22 protein-coding genes are annotated in these 13,970 nt (G+C 62.9%); 7 read left to right on the top strand and 15 right to left on the bottom strand.

What is annotated here, in order from left to right; all coding sequences use genetic code 11:
• Nucleotides 1-4 precede the first annotated feature (4 nt).
• The 4 genes from ACFC4D_RS15030 to ACFC4D_RS15015 all read right to left on the bottom strand — a co-directional run bounded on the left by ACFC4D_RS15030 (nt 5) and on the right by ACFC4D_RS15015 (nt 2,569).
• Complete coding sequence (locus tag ACFC4D_RS15030; protein WP_376063453.1) at nt 5-631, bottom strand: hypothetical protein; 627 nt, start codon at nt 629-631, stop codon at nt 5-7.
• Nucleotides 632-788: 157 nt separating this feature from the next.
• Complete coding sequence (locus ACFC4D_RS15025; RefSeq protein ID WP_376063451.1) at nt 789-1,340, bottom strand: MepB family protein; 552 nt, start codon at nt 1,338-1,340, stop codon at nt 789-791.
• A 314-nt stretch (nt 1,341-1,654) separates the two neighbouring features.
• Nucleotides 1,655-2,101, bottom strand: a complete 447-nt coding sequence (locus ACFC4D_RS15020; RefSeq protein ID WP_376063450.1) for a hypothetical protein — start codon at nt 2,099-2,101, stop codon at nt 1,655-1,657.
• A gap of 54 nt (nt 2,102-2,155) precedes the next feature.
• Nucleotides 2,156-2,569: a hypothetical protein gene (locus ACFC4D_RS15015; RefSeq protein WP_376063448.1), complete on the bottom strand. Its 414-nt coding sequence runs from the start codon at nt 2,567-2,569 to the stop codon at nt 2,156-2,158.
• 222 nt (nt 2,570-2,791) lie between these two features.
• On the opposite strand from ACFC4D_RS15015, the gene ACFC4D_RS15010 reads away from it, so the two are divergent.
• Both ACFC4D_RS15010 and ACFC4D_RS15005 read left to right on the top strand, forming a co-directional pair.
• Nucleotides 2,792-3,901 carry a helix-turn-helix domain-containing protein gene (locus ACFC4D_RS15010; RefSeq protein ID WP_376063445.1) on the top strand — a complete coding sequence of 370 codons (1,110 nt, stop codon included), beginning with the start codon at nt 2,792-2,794 and terminating at the stop codon, nt 3,899-3,901.
• Between the two features lie 16 nt (nt 3,902-3,917).
• Nucleotides 3,918-4,493 (top strand): HD family hydrolase, encoded by a 576-nt coding sequence (locus ACFC4D_RS15005; RefSeq protein WP_376063443.1) that lies wholly within the window; start codon nt 3,918-3,920, stop codon nt 4,491-4,493.
• A gap of 274 nt (nt 4,494-4,767) precedes the next feature.
• On the opposite strand, the gene ACFC4D_RS15000 is transcribed toward ACFC4D_RS15005, so the two are convergent.
• Entirely contained in the window at nt 4,768-5,142 is a 375-nt protein-coding gene (locus ACFC4D_RS15000; RefSeq protein ID WP_376063441.1) for an inorganic diphosphatase, read from the bottom strand.
• A gap of 339 nt (nt 5,143-5,481) precedes the next feature.
• On the opposite strand from ACFC4D_RS15000, the gene ACFC4D_RS14995 reads away from it, so the two are divergent.
• Both ACFC4D_RS14995 and ACFC4D_RS14990 read left to right on the top strand, forming a co-directional pair.
• The gene (locus tag ACFC4D_RS14995) at nt 5,482-5,625 is read left to right on the top strand and encodes a hypothetical protein (RefSeq protein WP_376063440.1); all 144 of its coding nucleotides are present in this window, start codon (nt 5,482-5,484) and stop codon (nt 5,623-5,625) included.
• A gap of 26 nt (nt 5,626-5,651) precedes the next feature.
• Nucleotides 5,652-6,140, top strand: coding sequence for a hypothetical protein (locus tag ACFC4D_RS14990; RefSeq protein ID WP_376063437.1), 489 nt, complete (start codon nt 5,652-5,654; stop codon nt 6,138-6,140).
• 33 nt (nt 6,141-6,173) lie between these two features.
• Here ACFC4D_RS14990 and ACFC4D_RS14985 read toward each other — a convergent pair whose 3' ends face one another.
• Genes ACFC4D_RS14985 through ACFC4D_RS14975 form a run of 3 tightly spaced genes read right to left on the bottom strand, consistent with a single transcriptional unit; the run spans nt 6,174 to nt 7,889 of the window.
• Nucleotides 6,174-7,022: a helix-turn-helix domain-containing protein gene (locus tag ACFC4D_RS14985; protein ID WP_376063435.1), complete on the bottom strand. Its 849-nt coding sequence runs from the start codon at nt 7,020-7,022 to the stop codon at nt 6,174-6,176.
• Nucleotides 7,019-7,537 (bottom strand): DUF6879 family protein, encoded by a 519-nt coding sequence (locus ACFC4D_RS14980; protein ID WP_376063432.1) that lies wholly within the window; start codon nt 7,535-7,537, stop codon nt 7,019-7,021. Before ACFC4D_RS14980 ends, ACFC4D_RS14985 begins: the two co-directional genes overlap by 4 nt.
• On the bottom strand, nt 7,518-7,889 hold the full coding sequence (locus ACFC4D_RS14975; RefSeq protein WP_376063430.1) for a hypothetical protein: 372 nt from the start codon (nt 7,887-7,889) through the stop codon (nt 7,518-7,520). Before ACFC4D_RS14975 ends, ACFC4D_RS14980 begins: the two co-directional genes overlap by 20 nt.
• 181 nt (nt 7,890-8,070) lie before the next feature.
• Between ACFC4D_RS14975 and ACFC4D_RS14970 the strand changes: the two genes are divergently transcribed.
• Both ACFC4D_RS14970 and ACFC4D_RS14965 read left to right on the top strand, forming a co-directional pair.
• Nucleotides 8,071-8,256, top strand: coding sequence for a hypothetical protein (locus tag ACFC4D_RS14970; protein ID WP_376063428.1), 186 nt, complete (start codon nt 8,071-8,073; stop codon nt 8,254-8,256).
• The gene (locus ACFC4D_RS14965) at nt 8,247-8,426 is read left to right on the top strand and encodes a hypothetical protein (protein WP_376063426.1); all 180 of its coding nucleotides are present in this window, start codon (nt 8,247-8,249) and stop codon (nt 8,424-8,426) included. The genes ACFC4D_RS14970 and ACFC4D_RS14965 overlap by 10 nt, the downstream gene beginning before the upstream one ends.
• A 104-nt stretch (nt 8,427-8,530) precedes the next feature.
• Here the strand turns inward: ACFC4D_RS14965 and ACFC4D_RS14960 are convergent, their stop codons facing one another.
• Genes ACFC4D_RS14960 through ACFC4D_RS14950 form a run of 3 tightly spaced genes read right to left on the bottom strand, consistent with a single transcriptional unit; the run spans nt 8,531 to nt 9,132 of the window.
• Nucleotides 8,531-8,848 carry a hypothetical protein gene (locus ACFC4D_RS14960; protein ID WP_376063423.1) on the bottom strand — a complete coding sequence of 106 codons (318 nt, stop codon included), beginning with the start codon at nt 8,846-8,848 and terminating at the stop codon, nt 8,531-8,533.
• The gene (locus ACFC4D_RS14955) at nt 8,845-9,003 is read right to left on the bottom strand and encodes a hypothetical protein (RefSeq protein WP_376063420.1); all 159 of its coding nucleotides are present in this window, start codon (nt 9,001-9,003) and stop codon (nt 8,845-8,847) included. The genes ACFC4D_RS14960 and ACFC4D_RS14955 overlap by 4 nt, the downstream gene beginning before the upstream one ends.
• A gap of 3 nt (nt 9,004-9,006) precedes the next feature.
• The gene (locus ACFC4D_RS14950; protein ID WP_376063418.1) at nt 9,007-9,132 is read right to left on the bottom strand and encodes a hypothetical protein; all 126 of its coding nucleotides are present in this window, start codon (nt 9,130-9,132) and stop codon (nt 9,007-9,009) included.
• Between the two features lie 1,446 nt (nt 9,133-10,578).
• On the opposite strand from ACFC4D_RS14950, the gene ACFC4D_RS14945 reads away from it, so the two are divergent.
• Nucleotides 10,579-11,316 (top strand): hypothetical protein, encoded by a 738-nt coding sequence (locus ACFC4D_RS14945; RefSeq protein ID WP_376063417.1) that lies wholly within the window; start codon nt 10,579-10,581, stop codon nt 11,314-11,316.
• 15 nt (nt 11,317-11,331) lie between these two features.
• On the opposite strand, the gene ACFC4D_RS14940 is transcribed toward ACFC4D_RS14945, so the two are convergent.
• From ACFC4D_RS14940 to ACFC4D_RS14925, 4 genes are all read right to left on the bottom strand, one after another.
• Nucleotides 11,332-11,559: a hypothetical protein gene (locus tag ACFC4D_RS14940; RefSeq protein ID WP_376063415.1), complete on the bottom strand. Its 228-nt coding sequence runs from the start codon at nt 11,557-11,559 to the stop codon at nt 11,332-11,334.
• A gap of 37 nt (nt 11,560-11,596) precedes the next feature.
• Complete coding sequence (locus ACFC4D_RS14935) at nt 11,597-11,827, bottom strand: hypothetical protein (RefSeq protein WP_376063412.1); 231 nt, start codon at nt 11,825-11,827, stop codon at nt 11,597-11,599.
• Nucleotides 11,828-12,409: 582 nt separating this feature from the next.
• Nucleotides 12,410-12,610, bottom strand: a complete 201-nt coding sequence (locus ACFC4D_RS14930) for a hypothetical protein (RefSeq protein WP_376063409.1) — start codon at nt 12,608-12,610, stop codon at nt 12,410-12,412.
• Nucleotides 12,611-13,162: 552 nt separating this feature from the next.
• Complete coding sequence (locus ACFC4D_RS14925; RefSeq protein ID WP_376063692.1) at nt 13,163-13,900, bottom strand: pentapeptide repeat-containing protein; 738 nt, start codon at nt 13,898-13,900, stop codon at nt 13,163-13,165.
• Nucleotides 13,901-13,970 lie beyond the last annotated feature (70 nt).

The raw sequence follows: 13,970 nt of genomic DNA, 5'->3' as shown, positions 1-13,970 counted from the left end.
CCACCTACGGCGACACCAGCGCCCCGCCGCGACGCGACAGCAGCAACTCGACCGTGTGAGCGGCAGCAGCGATGTTGTGGACCGCGGCCTGCAACTCCGCGCCGATGGCACGGATGGCGGCGTGGCTGCTCAAGAAGATGCTGTCGACGGGATGCCGAGCCAGCAGCACCTCATAGACCCGATCCGCACGCCCCGCCACCTCGGCCAACTCGACCCAATACGGCCGCACCGGCGCCGAAACCTCCAGCGGCGGAAGCGATTGCGCGGTAATCCACGCACAATCCACGACCAGATCGATCAGCACGCACACCTGCTCCGAGAGCACTATCAGCCCGTAATCGCGCGCGATCCGCCCCGCGGTGGCCAAGCGATCAACCGCATGAGCGAAAAGACTCCCGACCCGAAACAGATCCGTCCGATCCCCCGCGGACATCGCACCCCCGTGCAACGACCGAACCAGCCGCGTGACCGCTTCCCGGCCACCGGCATCGAGCGTGCCCAGCCGATCCTGCATCTGATCGAGATCCATCGCGCGCAGCCGATGACTGCTCCACACCATCGCCGCTGCCACCACGGTATTGGCCCCGGCCCGCAGGCACAGCTCGGTGTCGGAAGGACAAACATCCTGCATAGCGGTTCCTGTCATCGAGGCATCTGCACGGCAACCGAATGCCCTGGCACGACACGCGATCGCGATCAGTCCACGACACCAACCTCAGGGCAAACCACCTCTGAAACTGAGAACGCGGGACAGTACCCGGCGCCGAGACGAATTCCCGCCAGCATGGTTATGGCGAATTGCGTTGCGGCACAATCGGCCACACGAGGTCGTACAGCCTGCGCGCCCGCGCCAAATCACTCGGCTGCGCATCATGAAGGTCGAGAAAGTACTCACACTGCCATGTCTGCGATCGACTCGCTTGCCCCTTCGCGGTCACCGACCACGGCGGGTACACCCGAAATCCCCGCTTACCCCCTCTGCCCGCAGTGGACACGATCCCGTGCTCGGCCAACGCGGAGGTGGGAAACACGAACTCCCCGAACCGCTTCCCCTCACGGACCGTGACCACCAAGACATCGGTGCCATCCTCGGCAGCGAACGGTTCGGTCGACCCATCGCCGACGCGCCGCCACACTGCCACGAACAACCCCACCTTGGTCGGGGTCACCTTGCCCACTCTGAATCTGACTGTCCCACAACCCACATCGGCCGCACACGCCCCGTACTCGGCGTTCGTGGCCTCGGGAACCGCAGCCGAGAACTCCACACCCATACAGTCGAAAAGGTTGCACGCCTGCACCACATCAGGATGCACACCAACACTTTCCATACGCACCATCTCCCGCCACCACCGATGTCCAACCCGTGGACCCATGAACAACTCGCTCAGCGTCGCACGATCGGGCACCCGCCCGCGATGTCGTGACATGCGACCGCGGCAGCAATGTCGCCGCGAGGCAGAGGAGAGCAGCGCGGGCTGTCATCGGCCTGCCGGGCCCCACTTCGCGCGGCGTCACCTGCATAGATGGCACATCGGTACGGCTCGCCTTCGCGCAGAAGCGGTCGCGAACACGAGGTAGGCGAACGAAATCCGTTGGCCTGGTGTAGAAGTCGCCACGAACCTGCCACGGCTCCGAAACCCGGCAGGATGCTCTAGCTGAGGGCGGGGTCTTCCAGTCTGGGGCGCTGAGCGGGGTCGACGTAAGCTGCGACGAATTCTTCACCCGATTCCATGGGTTGCGCCCAGAACTTCAGCCCGAAATGAGACGGGAATGCGCGTGCGTCGACGGTGAATGTTCGCCTGGTGGTCTCTATATGGACTGTGGGGAGTCGGTCCAGGAACCGCAGAGTCACGAATTCGGTGCGGCCGTCTTCGGTGTGGGAGCCGCCCCCTTGTACCGGATCGCTCTCGGTCGGCAGCGGCCCGCCCCAAGCCCACCCTTCTGCGTGTCCGTCGGACCCCGTCACGTCGATTCCTGTCATGAGGATGTCGTCGTGAGGGTGGGCCTCGGCCAATGGAGCCGGGGCAGGACCGGCCCACAATTGCCAGGTGCGGCTGTGGTCTCGTTTGCGGTCGGTGACCGGAATTCGTTCCTGCACGGACTCGCGACCTTTCTGTTGCGGGTCTGGACCCGGGTCCTGCCAATCGCCTGTTCAGCGCTTGATATCGGCGCACGCTACTCCAGGTTTACCGATCCATTCCGCGCAAGCAAGTGTTCCCGCTTGAAAGACACCGGTCGTGCCCGTGGTGTCGTAGTAATAGCCATCATGCGACGAGTACTTGTCCGGTGTGGGGCAAACGTCGTGGTAGACACCGGTCGCGGTCGACATGCCGGCGAGGGTGTAGAAGAAGTGCGCCTGCAGGCACCCAACCGGCGGGCTGTAGTAGTAGGCGGCGAACTTGTCGACGAAGATCGAGTCACCCCGGATATGGACGCAGACCTCAGGGTGAGAGTTGTCGCAGCGCAGTGCTTCCGCAACGGCCGGGCCAGCTGCGCCGATGTCGATTCCGCCGGTTCCGAGCACTGCGGCAGCGATGATGAAGCCGCCAAATTTCTTGCGCAACATCGATTTTCCTCATCTCGTTCGATTGTCCTGGCGCGTCGCGGAGCTGGCGCACTGCGTGGAATATGCTCTGCAACAACCGAATCCGATAGGCTGAACACTTAAATCGATTCCGTTGATCCGATGCCCGAGCACATCCACAAAGGTATGCTGACCAGGCTGGATGCTGAACTGACCTGGAGTACGAGTTAACCGACGCCAGGGCGTGAACGCAGAGGACAGCCCATGGGCACCCCCTTCGAAACCCCACTTCCGAGTCAGAGTTCACGTTTTGGCGCGGTGTCCGGGTTTCTGCTGAAGCTTCTGCGCGAATCAGCGCAACTGACCCAGAACGACTTCGCTGAACTTCTGAGAGTGGATCCGAGCACCGTCTACGGGTGGGAAAGCGGTCGCCGACCGTTGGCCGCATTGCGCGCCGGTGATCTGACCCGCATCCGGATGCTGCTCATCCGTCATGGAGCACCACCGGCGGCCAGCGCGCTACTCATCGATTCACTCGAAGCTGACATCATCATCGGCGACACCCTCGAAACCGCTTTGATCAGGACCGACACTCATCCGCTTGCGATCAACGTGCACCAGCGCACCCTCGCGAACCTGATTACCTGGCCGATGACTGGACGCCCACCGATGCAAGCGATCGGTCTGCTCGGACGCAAGGGCCGAGGGCCACGCCCGGACCGCCCACTCCTCCCAACGGATGATCGTCGACGATTCTTCGACAACCTGCTCCTGCTGGCTGACAAATGTGGCCAGCCCAGCAACGCGCTGCTGCGCCGGCAAGCAATTTATCTGCTCGGATTCGACGATCGCACCGATTCCACAGGCTGGTTGGCCGACGAACTCGGCCGGGCACTGCGGTGTGCCAACAACACCGGCGCACCGGGCTGGCTCCGTGTGCGCTCCTCAGCTATCGCGCTGGCAGCTACCGGTGATCGAGAACCGTTGCACACCTACCTCACTCGCGTGCGCAACGACGATGCCCAGGAAATCACCAACCTCAACTACTACGCGTACTGGGTTGGCGAACTGGGACCCGCAGCAGTCACTGACGACAGCACGATGATCCGCATCGCGCCCTCGGCGTGGTCTGGAGACCAATTGCTGCGGCACCTGCTCGTCCGACTCCGGCCAGGTACCGACCAAGCAGATCTCTACGCCCGCACACTCGCTGACCTGATCGCCAGCCATCCGCACTTGCTCGCCGCCAATCCCACAGCGCGCGAGACACTCGCCATAGTGGTGGAGCAGATGCGCGGTGACTCCGAGTTAATGCCGCATGCTCAACGAGATCTGGCTAACGTGGCCTACGCAATACGTCTTGCACGCCGATGACGCGGAGGACCGAACCATGGATACACCCCAGCTCGGCCCCGAAGCCGCTGCCGAGATCGCCGCCTTCGCATTCGAACTCGGTGGACTCAAACGTGAATCACGCAAGGGTTGGAACGACGCGCTCGTGGCCAATCCAGAATCGGTTGCCGACCATACCTGCCGCACCGCTCAGCTGGCTGCCTTGATCACCGCCTTGGAAGGTGGTGATCCTTCCAAGGCAGCGCATATGGCCGTCTGGCACGACTCCCAGGAGACGCGCACCCGCGACTTGAACAAGGCCGCAAAGCCCTTCCTGCCGTCTGTCGATCATGTGGCCGTCACAGTCGCACAAGTCGCGAATATGCCCGATCTATTGCGAAATCTGTTGCACGACACAGTGTCCGAATTCGAGGCCCAGGCCACCGTTGAAGCGGTCTGCGCCCGCGACGCCGACCGGCTCGAATGCCTATTCCAAGCGCTCGAATACCGCGCGGGCGGCAACACCCTGATGCAGGAATGGATCGATGACTCCTACAGCAGGCTCAAAACCACGAGCGCCATAAAGATCGCCGACGCTGCCCTGACGACCTCACCACTGAAATGGCGGCAGTAGCAACACGACTCCTGGTCATCCCACTGGAGCGGGACCTATCGGATCGCAGCAACGGCAGCACCCTGTCTCGTATGAGCGTCTGAAGCCATAGCAGGGGTAGCGCCTGCTATGGCAGATAAGCCGGGAGTGACAACGCCAGGGACGCCCGGCCATATGGGACTTCGCGACACCGTCTGACGCCAATGGTCTAAGTCAAGTCCGAGTCGGCAAGTTCGGTGCCGCCGATCGGCTGCTCCCAGGTGGTGGGCCAGCTCGCTCACCGCGGCCCACCCGATCACTGCCGAACGATTCGATACCGGCCCGCGATCTCCTGAAATGCCACTGCGGCAGCGATATCGGTGTCGGCGAGTTGGCATCCCTCAGGGACAACGACGAGTTTGTCGTCATCGTCTCCGGTGCGGTGCACGATGGCGATGCAGATCCCGCGGGCACTGTGCCGGGGTACTGAATCACCCAGATAGTAGGCGTCGAGTTCCTCACCGTCGGGTGCGAGAGTTCCGGGGACGTAGCCGTAGTTGGCTTCGTACCGAAAGCCGTACGTGGGGTGCAGACTCCCGCACGGTCGGTCGATGATGAGCTCGACGGTCTGCCCCAGGTACGCGCGCGCCATGCGCAGTGACTGTGAGTCCGGGCAGTCGGCGGCACTCATCGGTCCACGATATCGGCCCGCACTCACGCGATCGCGGGCGAGTGACGTGCCCTGCCCTCACGGGCTATTCGTCGGCCGGGTCCGCAGTGGCAGTCGGTGTGCGGGGGAGCTTTCGGCCCAGTATCTCCTCAACTTTGCGCATGCGCGCCTCCCGCTGCTCCGGAGTCAGGTACCTGCGCACGGGACACAAGGTGTCCTGCGTGAGAGCGCTCATCACACCCCTTCCTGGAGCTGCGCGCTGCCGCATACGGTTGTCGCAGCCGCGATGCCATCTATTATGGGCGCCAAGCCATTTCGAAGAGGCCGAAGACGGACATCGATAACCGGGAAGACAGATTCATGAGCGCACTGACACAGGAGTCGTGGCAGCCGATCATGCGCACGCTGACCCTGGAGCAGGCGCAGAGGTGTCGTCGTCAGGCCGAGAAGGCTCTCGGCCGACCGCTGCCTCCGATTCCCGACACCAAGTCCACCACCCGATAGCCGCGCACCGACGTACTCTGCGCGGCGTGAGTCCGATGCTGTCAGTGCAGGTGCCCGCCACCATCGCTCTCATAGGTGTGGTCGTCAACGCGGTAGTCAGCCAGCGCCAGCACCGAGACAAAGAACGCGCAGCCCTGCGAGACCGAAAGCGCAAGGAAGCTAGTGACGTTCTGGTAGAGGCGCTCGGAGCCGCAACCGCGTACTGGGACCTGGTCGAAGACTTGGGCGCGGACTTCAGTGGAATCGGTGACCGGATCCCAACGCGGGCGGATTTAGGTCAAGCTGTCAGAGCTGTGTTGGCGGCGGAACTGAAACTTGAACTGCTTGACCTTGACCCCAAGCAATCGTTGAAGACGCTTCGCCAGGCGGTCCAACATAATCAGACTGCCCTTGAATCTGGGAACGATCAGCGAACGGACCACGAGGCGACCCAGGCTGCTCGCACAGAGATGATCAAGCAGTTCCGCGCGACGCTCACCCGTATCGACGCTGAAGCAAAGGCTTCTGATCACTGATCAGATGAGCGGTGCTCGGCCGCACGTTGGAACCTATGTACGTGGATCATGATCAGACCGCAAGCCGTCCATCGCTGCGGCGATCATGGCGCGTGCTTCCTGTCCGTGGATGGCCTGATCCTTGAGCCGGTGAAATGCCTTGGTGTACAACGCGATCTCGGCGGGCTGGGTGATCGTCAGCTCTGCGGACACGGTCTCGACGCGGACCTCTCGCTCGTCGTAGATGACGAAGTTGTTTGTCGGCGCGAGGTATTCGTGCTCGGACGGAATGATGGCCAGCACGACGCGAGGCAGCGACATCGCCGTGAGCAAGCGGTCCATCTGTTCGAGCATCGTATCTGCGGTGCCCACGCGGGTGTGGAGAACCTGCTCCGCGAGGATGAAGAAGAACCGGTGATTGCCTCGGTACAACACCTGCTGCCGTTCGAGGCGCGAGGCAAGACTGGCTTCGAGATCGTTACCTGGCCCGTCGTAGAAGTCGAGTACCCGGTGAAGGATCGCTTCGGCGTAGGGCGGTGTCTGCAAGAGACCGGGCACTAGAACCGGCTCGTAGCAGCGCATGAGGTTGGTCTTTTCCGCGACAGCTACGGATTGTTTCTGCCTGTGCGGCAAGCGCATCCGACGCCACTCGAGGTATGCGGCTTCGACATTGCGCAGACTGGCAATGAGGTCGGGTACTTGATCGGCACTGCGGGTGTGGATGCACCAGACGCGGATGTCGTCATCGGTCGGCACCTGCCTGCCGTACTCGATCTTCGAGACCTTGGAGCCAGGCCAACCGGCAAGCTCGGCGAGTTGCCTACCGGTCAGCCCAGCATCTTTACGGAGGTTGCGCAGACGCTCACCGAACGCCTCGCGAGCCTGTTTCGCGGTTGTAGTCACGCCCGGATGTACTCAGCGTGGGGGACGGCTTTGTCCCACACCCGATTCCACACGCCACTGATGTAGTCGACTATTGCAGGGTCCGAGGTGACCGCACCTCCACCCGCAGCGCCCTCGGGCGTGAAGGTAGTGAAGGAGACGAGGTTGTCATCGAACAGCCAGAAGTCGTCCGCAGACAGCTCGGACGGGTCGATCAGGTGCCTAGGCAGGTACCGGATGTCCTCGCCGGCCTCGATGTTGCGGTGGGCGACAACGAGACCCCAACGGGTGTAGTCCACGTTCGGCTCGGTGACCACACGAGCCCGGTGCATCTTCGTGCCGGATGCGGTCACCTCGCGGACGAGGTTCGTCCAGTCGTTGAACCATTCGAAGTCGTCGGGCTCTCCGGCGAGGAACCTGCGAAACGGCTCAGACTCTTCGGGTGTGGAGTAGGTGTCGACTACTTCGAGGTGATACGCGCTGTGCTTGCACGAACGGAAGAGGTCGTAGAACGCCTCATGCCGCAGGAGCTGCATACTTCCTGATCTCCTTCCCCTGCGGTACCTCGATGCAGGTCTCGTGGTCCGGGATGTTCATCTCTGCCAGCGCTTCCGGGTCGGTCACCGGCTCACCGCCAAGGATGAAGGTTCCGTGCCCCGTGTCCTGAAGCAGTACGCCCAGGCACGTCCCCGTCTTCAGGAATGCGAGAAGCGGGTGTGAAATCTCCACCTGGTCGTCGCGCCCTGGCACCTTCCAACCCTGGACCACATAGGTCTCTCGGTCGGTGGCGTACAGCGTGGGGGAGTCGCCGCCCTGAGTGTGTTTGCCCAGGAACGTTATGCGCAGAGAGTGGTTGTCTGACGGGAGGTTTCGCATGTTTTCTTCCATGTTATCGATCGTCAGACACCGGGAGAAACCAGTCAACGGAAATCGTCCCGACGAGAAAACAGTAGCAAACCTGTTCAGATTTTCGCACTGAGGTTCTTAGGTTCGACTGCAACGGGTCGGGTGAGGTGAGCTGGACTCCTTCACCCGACTCGGAACCAATCGTTCACCGAAAGGTTCTGGCGTGCAAGACAATCAGTGCCACGTGCGCATCGTGTTCGGGTCTCTCGTCTTCGACTACTGCGCGGTGCGGCAAGCAGCGATTCTGTACGCGCACGACGTAGGTGAGTGGCTCGGGGTTCCCGTGCTCATAGACGATGAAGTCCGCGACGATATGCCGCATCTGCCTTGTGAGTCGTTATGGTCGTGATCATCCTCAGTCTCGCCGTAGTCGCGGCATTCGCACTCGGCTTCATGCTGGGCCGCGATCGCTCCACACCCCGCGCGCCAGGACAGCACAGCGTCGCGTACGTCGAGATGTCTTCTGCGACAACGATGGAGCTCCCCGCGGTCACCGATGCGCGTCGCGCGATTCGTTGACCTACTGTATCCGTTCCTGAATCGTCGGCGGCGATGGCGGTGTCGTCGAGTTGGCGACCGGGCGGGACGACGATGAGTGCCGTGCTGCGTGCTGTGATCGCCGGTTAGTCGGGGCGGTTGAGTCCTTGCGCGGTGCGCAGGCGCGCGTCGAGGGCGTCGAGTTCTTCACCGGTGAGTTCGCCGACCTTTTCGGTGACCCAGGGCCGGTAGACGCGGGTGAGTTCGAGGACATCGGCCCAGCCGTGGCTGGTCAGGGTGGCCAGGACGTGTCCGGGGTCGGCGTCGCTGATCGGGACCACGTGCAGCCACCGGTAGGGGCTTTCGATGATCATCTGATCGGAGATGATGGCTACCAGGTCACGGCGAGGGGAGACGGTGGTGCCGAGAGTTGGTGCGTGGAGCCAGATTTCGCCTCGGATCATGCGGCGTCGCGTGAGCGGCGCCGGGCGTCGGCGTCGGCTGCCGCGAGGTACTGCTGGGCCGCGAGGGCGGCGGCGAGGTCGGCCTCGGGGTCGACGTTCAGCTGCGCCAGGGACGCGCGGATCGCGTCGGGGCTCAGGTCTGCATCATCGTCCACACCTCAGGTGTACCAGATCCGGGCGCGCACGGCGATGGCAACAGCGTTCTCATCCCCTTCGCGACGCCGCAATTGCGTGGCATCGGAGCGATGCCGGGGCTCTGTCAGATCGGCAAGGCGCGATGTCATGGCGTTGCCGCGTATTGGTGTTCGTGCGCTCTACCTCGATAGCGACCTGGTCGGGTGGTCGTTCCGCCGGGGTATATGGGTGAGCGTGTCGAATTCGATCAGCCCGTGGAGCCGGTGACCATTCGGGAGCCTGACCCGCCGTTCCCGAGCGATTCGGGTGTGGTGTGGTGGGACGGGCGTTTGCGGTGGAAACGGTAATCGGTAGCGGCTCAGCGGATTTTGCCCCACCGCTCGTACGCGAATTGGCGGAACATGCCCGCCCGACCTCCCACGATGTGCCCTCGGCGCGTGCCTGGTGCACGACACCGGTGAGCCGACATCGTGTGCGGTGGCGAGAATCTCCTCGGCCGCGGCCTGGACCGCGTTCAGAATCACGAACGGCGCGACGGTGGCGGCCGGAGAAGCCTGGCGCGCCGATCGTGTGTCCCAAAGAATCGTTGTGGCACAAACGATTTCGGCGATACCGTCGCTGTACCCCGTACAACGGCGTCGGGTCAGTCGCCCTCACCGACCCTTGCCGGTGAGGGCGGCGCACTGCTGCGCATCTCACTGCGGATCCGAAGCATCCCCGCGCCGGGGCGCGTCCCTGGGACAGGACTGCGCCGTCGGACTCGGCCCGTTGCGGGGAGGCCGGGAACTGTTCAGAGACAGCTGTCTCCGTGCCAGATCCCGATCAAGGACAGCGAACCCGCTCGGCGATCCGAACCGCCTCCAGGGACTATCTGCCGGCCTCGCCCATTACCAGGTTCCGGAGTTGACCGTACCGATGAGCCAGAACTCGGCCCAGTAGCCGTTGGCCCGTGGATTGCGACTGTGCTCGGAATCCACCGCCCTCGCCAGAGGCCCGCAGTTGAAGGTACTGAGCCCAGTGCTGGCACACGCGGCGGTGCCGCCCTTCTGCTCGAGCTCGCCGCGACCGACCTTGAGCCATGCGTGCGTGGGGTAACCAGGACCGGCGATACCACCCTGTGCCGCCGCGGCTGTGCCGCTCCCCGCGAGCACGAGGCACGCGAGGGCGCCTCCCATCGCAGCCGTACCCAAAATTCTCTTCATAACCGTCTCCGCTACTTAATTCAGGAATTACCGCCCGGTCGAAGCCAGGCATTTGCCAGTCTCTCGTGCTCACGAACACCTCACGAGTTACACGGGCGAAGTTGGCACGGACGGTCGCCCCCGACGGTATGTAGCTCTGCGTAGCAGTTTCACCAGCGGTAATGCAGCTCCTCCCAGCAGGGAGCGACTGGTCCGCCATCGAGCAGGTTTGGCACACCCACACCCGGGCGGCGACGGCCGACCTGGCTCCTGCGCTCCGCGTCGACGCGTGAGAAGCGCTCGGTTGGGCTTTCCTCATCGGCGTCCACGGCGCACTCACAGGTGGCAGGTCGGAACCGAAGTGGCCGAGACGATGGTGAGCTCGGGTGCCTGGGTCGAGGGAGCGTCGACCTGGTGAACCGCAGCATGATGGCGATGGAGGGCGTGCTCGACGACCTCCTCGAGGTGGGTGCATGCCGTTCCCCATCCCAGAAGATCAACCCGCCGACCACCGCGGCCGCGACGGCTCCGATGAACTTGCCCGGGTCGAGCCAGGCGCGCCCGGTGGCGGCGCATGGCGTAGACCCCAGCGATGCGGACCGCGACGTCGGTGGCGCCGAGCTGGGCAGCGACGGCGCCGAAGAGTTCGACAAACCTGCCTTGCTCGATATCGCGCAATCGAGCGATGCTCGTGTGGGTGGGAAAGTGCAACAGGGCAATTGGTGGCTTCGTCACGCGGATCGGCCTGTTCTTCGCGATCTTCCTAGCGTTGTGCGGCAACCTGGGCATCGCGGTCGCCGCCTACGAATTCCTGCGTTGGATCACCCGGTCGATACGACCGAGCCCGCAGCCCAGATCGACCTCACCCGGATCGCGTTGACCGTCGGAGCCGGTGTCGGTGGTGTGGTCGCGTTGGTGATCGCCTACCGCCGCCTGTGCTCGCAACCCTGTCCGCACCGTTCGCGATTCGCCGGCCATCTGTCCCGGTTGATGAACGGGCTTCCGAACACCTCACCTGCGGAGACGCAGGATTATCAAATCGATGCCCACCGCGTATGTCAACCATCGTTTTCCGAACGCCAGGCACTCGAAAACGTCCTGCGAGCCGCGCTTGAGACGGTCAGCCCCGACCTCCTCGGAGGCCGGGGCTGACCGTCGAACTCAGAATCAGTCCACGATCCAGAGCAAGGTCCATCCGCCGTTCGCGCCGAAGTCCCGGCACTCGTACTGCTTGTTGCCCCTTCCCGCATAGTCGAGCATCCAGTTGACGCATGCCCATTCCGAAGAAAAGCCGGAATGGACGGGGAACTCGGTTCGAGCCGAGGCGACCCCGGCCGCGCTGGCCCCTGTGAGTGCGAGTCCGGCGATCATGGCCGCCGCGATTGCTGTTTTCATGGTGCTTCCCCCTGTGTGACGAGCGTCGAATCGGTGATCAGTCCACGACCCACAGCGGGACCCATCCGCCGTTCGGGCCGAAGTCCTGGCACTCGTACTGCTTGCCATCCTTGCTGGCTTGGTACAGCGTCCACCTGACACATGTCCAGTAGTCGGCGAAGCCGGAATGGGCGGGGACCTTGGTCTGTGCCGCGGCCACTCCCGCGGTGCCGGCTGCTCCTGCGAGTGTGAGTCCGGCGATCATGATGCTGGCGATTGCTGTTTTCATCGTGCTTTCCTTTGCGAAATTTCCGACAAGATCGGTATGTCGGGAGATCGTTGGCGATCCCGTGGATTCTGCGTACCGGCCCGGTGTGCAGGTCGGCATCGGTGACCGTTCCCAGTGAAGCCGCCTGGTGCTCGGCACGACACCGGAGCCGGGTCGCCGAGCATGCAAAATCGCTGCTGGAGGCGATGATTCGGATTCTCCGGACCGGAGATCGACAGTGCGATCGATCGCAGTGGGCACCAGCTCTACACGGGATCCTTCAGGGCCCGGATGCATCCTTCCCTCACCATTCCGGCCAGCTTGTTCCTGCAGCGAACGCGCCAGACACTGCTCTCAAGACCGGGTTGTGGGACTGATCCAGTCAGCGAAGTCCACTGCTGTGCAACGGTTCCCGAAACGACCGCTACCGAGACAGTGGAATCCCTCGGATACGTCCGTTCGACAGCGCGTGATCTCTGTCAGATGTCGAAGTCGTCTTCAGTGATTGTCGAAGTCTTGTTCAGTGGAGCGGGAGTCGCTCGACCGGACCACGATCTGCACCGACCATGGCACCCGGCGGCCGCCGCGCCAGATAAGAACAAGTCAACGAAGAAACAGCACGAACGCGGTGTAGAGGACGAGCATCACCCCTAGCCCTGCTGAGAACCCCGTCCAGCCGTGCCGAAGGGCGGTGGTCCAGACTTCACCCTCGCGCCGGAGCAAGGCCGTCTTAATGGAAGCGGCGATCGCGAGCGCGAGCAGGGCGAGCAGACCGGCGACCAGGGCAATGGTGAGAATGGACATGTCGCCTAGCATCTCGGATCAGTCCACGACCCAGACCACAGTCCATCCACCGTTCTCACCGAAGTCCCGGCAGTCGTACTGCGGCGCTGGCGACTACTGCTTTCATCATGTTCCCCCTGGTAATCGTTCTGACAAGATCAGTGTTGCGTCGAATCATTAACATTCCCTTGGACTTTGCTGGCGATACCCTATGCGTCCAGGACAGCGATATGTCGTGGTCGGTGTATCAGTTCTGGAGGTCGGACCTTGTGCGGTGCCGAGCGGCTTCCAGTGAAGCCGCCAACGCTCCCGCACGAAGCCGCACTAGCCCGTCGGACACGTAAAACCCCTGCTGGGTACCATGATTCGAGTTATCCGGACCGGAGATCGCAGCGCCTTCGACCACACGCGGCGATGAAATGGTGCGGTTATGACCTTCACCAGCGTGTGAAAGATTCCACTCGGGACGTTTGATGCCCAGACCCAGTTCCGGGACCGAGCCGTCCAAGGAATCTGGCTGCTGTGCAACGGGTCCTGCAAGGGACGACTCAACGACTGTCGATCGGATCCGGGTTACCGAGAAGGAGGTACGAACCCTGGCGGCCACGTGACGGAATCGTAAGGGCCACACTGGATTGCAGCTTTGTCCAGGTTCCGTGCAGATCCTCCTCCAATGCTACTTCCCGCAATGTCAAAGCGTGCATGTTCGAGGTGGCAGTCGGCGAAGTACGCATTTTCAAGGTCGGCCTGCAGGAAGTAGGCACCTGTGAAGTTCGTTCCTTGCGCGGTCGTTTGCCGCATATCCGCGCCAGCCAGGACCGCGTAACTCAGGTCGGAGTGGCTGATGTCCGCCGTCCGCAGGAAGGCGCCGTGAAGATCTGCGTTGCGGAGGCAGGCGTGCCGCAGGTCAACCCGTAGATCATCATGTCGGCGTGTTCCGAGGACGGTAAGCGCCGCCTGAATGTCGGTGGGCACGGTCCGCGAGAGGTCTTCTGTGCAGGTCTCCGGGTTGTTGGGCGCGTGTGTTCGCACGAACGCGCTCAAGACCGATACGACAGTCGGCTGGTCATCGGGGGAATCGTGCGCTACTCGCGCCAAAGAGTAGATCCCGCCCAATCGCACATCGAGGCTGTTCGTGTTCCCGATCTGTTCGATGGCTTTGGAGTATCGCGTGGTGATCTCAGTACGGACGGCGACATCGGACTGGCGAGACGCGACGGCCAACGAGTGTGAGGTGAGCCAGAGGCCGCCGAGCACGCCGATCGCCGTTGCCATCGCACCGAGTTTGAGCCACCCGTCCCAGGTGATCACGCTCAATGTTCGGGATTTCAGTCGAGCGCCGCGGGATGTCGTGGCTGGCGTGATTGCGGGCACGCGGGTG

It is taken from the genome of Nocardia sp. NPDC056000 (assembly GCF_042269265.1).
Lineage (GTDB): Bacteria > Actinomycetota > Actinomycetes > Mycobacteriales > Mycobacteriaceae > Nocardia.
Note: the sequence above shows the minus strand (reverse complement) of the source record. Positions and strands in the feature narration are given on the sequence as shown.

Coding starts and splice junctions, on each gene's coding strand:
- ACFC4D_RS14940 (WP_376063415.1), bottom strand. CDS start 11,559: ATGAAAACAGCAATCGCGGCGGCCATGATCGCCGGACTCGCACTCACA.
- ACFC4D_RS15005 (WP_376063443.1), top strand. CDS start 3,918: ATGGATACACCCCAGCTCGGCCCCGAAGCCGCTGCCGAGATCGCCGCC.
- ACFC4D_RS15000 (WP_376063441.1), bottom strand. CDS start 5,142: ATGAGTGCCGCCGACTGCCCGGACTCACAGTCACTGCGCATGGCGCGC.
- ACFC4D_RS14995 (WP_376063440.1), top strand. CDS start 5,482: ATGAGCGCACTGACACAGGAGTCGTGGCAGCCGATCATGCGCACGCTG.
- ACFC4D_RS15015 (WP_376063448.1), bottom strand. CDS start 2,569: ATGTTGCGCAAGAAATTTGGCGGCTTCATCATCGCTGCCGCAGTGCTC.
- ACFC4D_RS14930 (WP_376063409.1), bottom strand. CDS start 12,610: ATGTCCATTCTCACCATTGCCCTGGTCGCCGGTCTGCTCGCCCTGCTC.
- ACFC4D_RS15010 (WP_376063445.1), top strand. CDS start 2,792: ATGGGCACCCCCTTCGAAACCCCACTTCCGAGTCAGAGTTCACGTTTT.
- ACFC4D_RS15030 (WP_376063453.1), bottom strand. CDS start 631: ATGCAGGATGTTTGTCCTTCCGACACCGAGCTGTGCCTGCGGGCCGGG.
- ACFC4D_RS14980 (WP_376063432.1), bottom strand. CDS start 7,537: ATGCAGCTCCTGCGGCATGAGGCGTTCTACGACCTCTTCCGTTCGTGC.
- ACFC4D_RS14960 (WP_376063423.1), bottom strand. CDS start 8,848: ATGATCCGAGGCGAAATCTGGCTCCACGCACCAACTCTCGGCACCACC.
- ACFC4D_RS14975 (WP_376063430.1), bottom strand. CDS start 7,889: ATGGAAGAAAACATGCGAAACCTCCCGTCAGACAACCACTCTCTGCGC.
- ACFC4D_RS14965 (WP_376063426.1), top strand. CDS start 8,247: ATGGTCGTGATCATCCTCAGTCTCGCCGTAGTCGCGGCATTCGCACTC.
- ACFC4D_RS14950 (WP_376063418.1), bottom strand. CDS start 9,132: ATGACATCGCGCCTTGCCGATCTGACAGAGCCCCGGCATCGCTCCGAT.
- ACFC4D_RS15025 (WP_376063451.1), bottom strand. CDS start 1,340: ATGGTGCGTATGGAAAGTGTTGGTGTGCATCCTGATGTGGTGCAGGCG.
- ACFC4D_RS14935 (WP_376063412.1), bottom strand. CDS start 11,827: ATGAAAACAGCAATCGCCAGCATCATGATCGCCGGACTCACACTCGCA.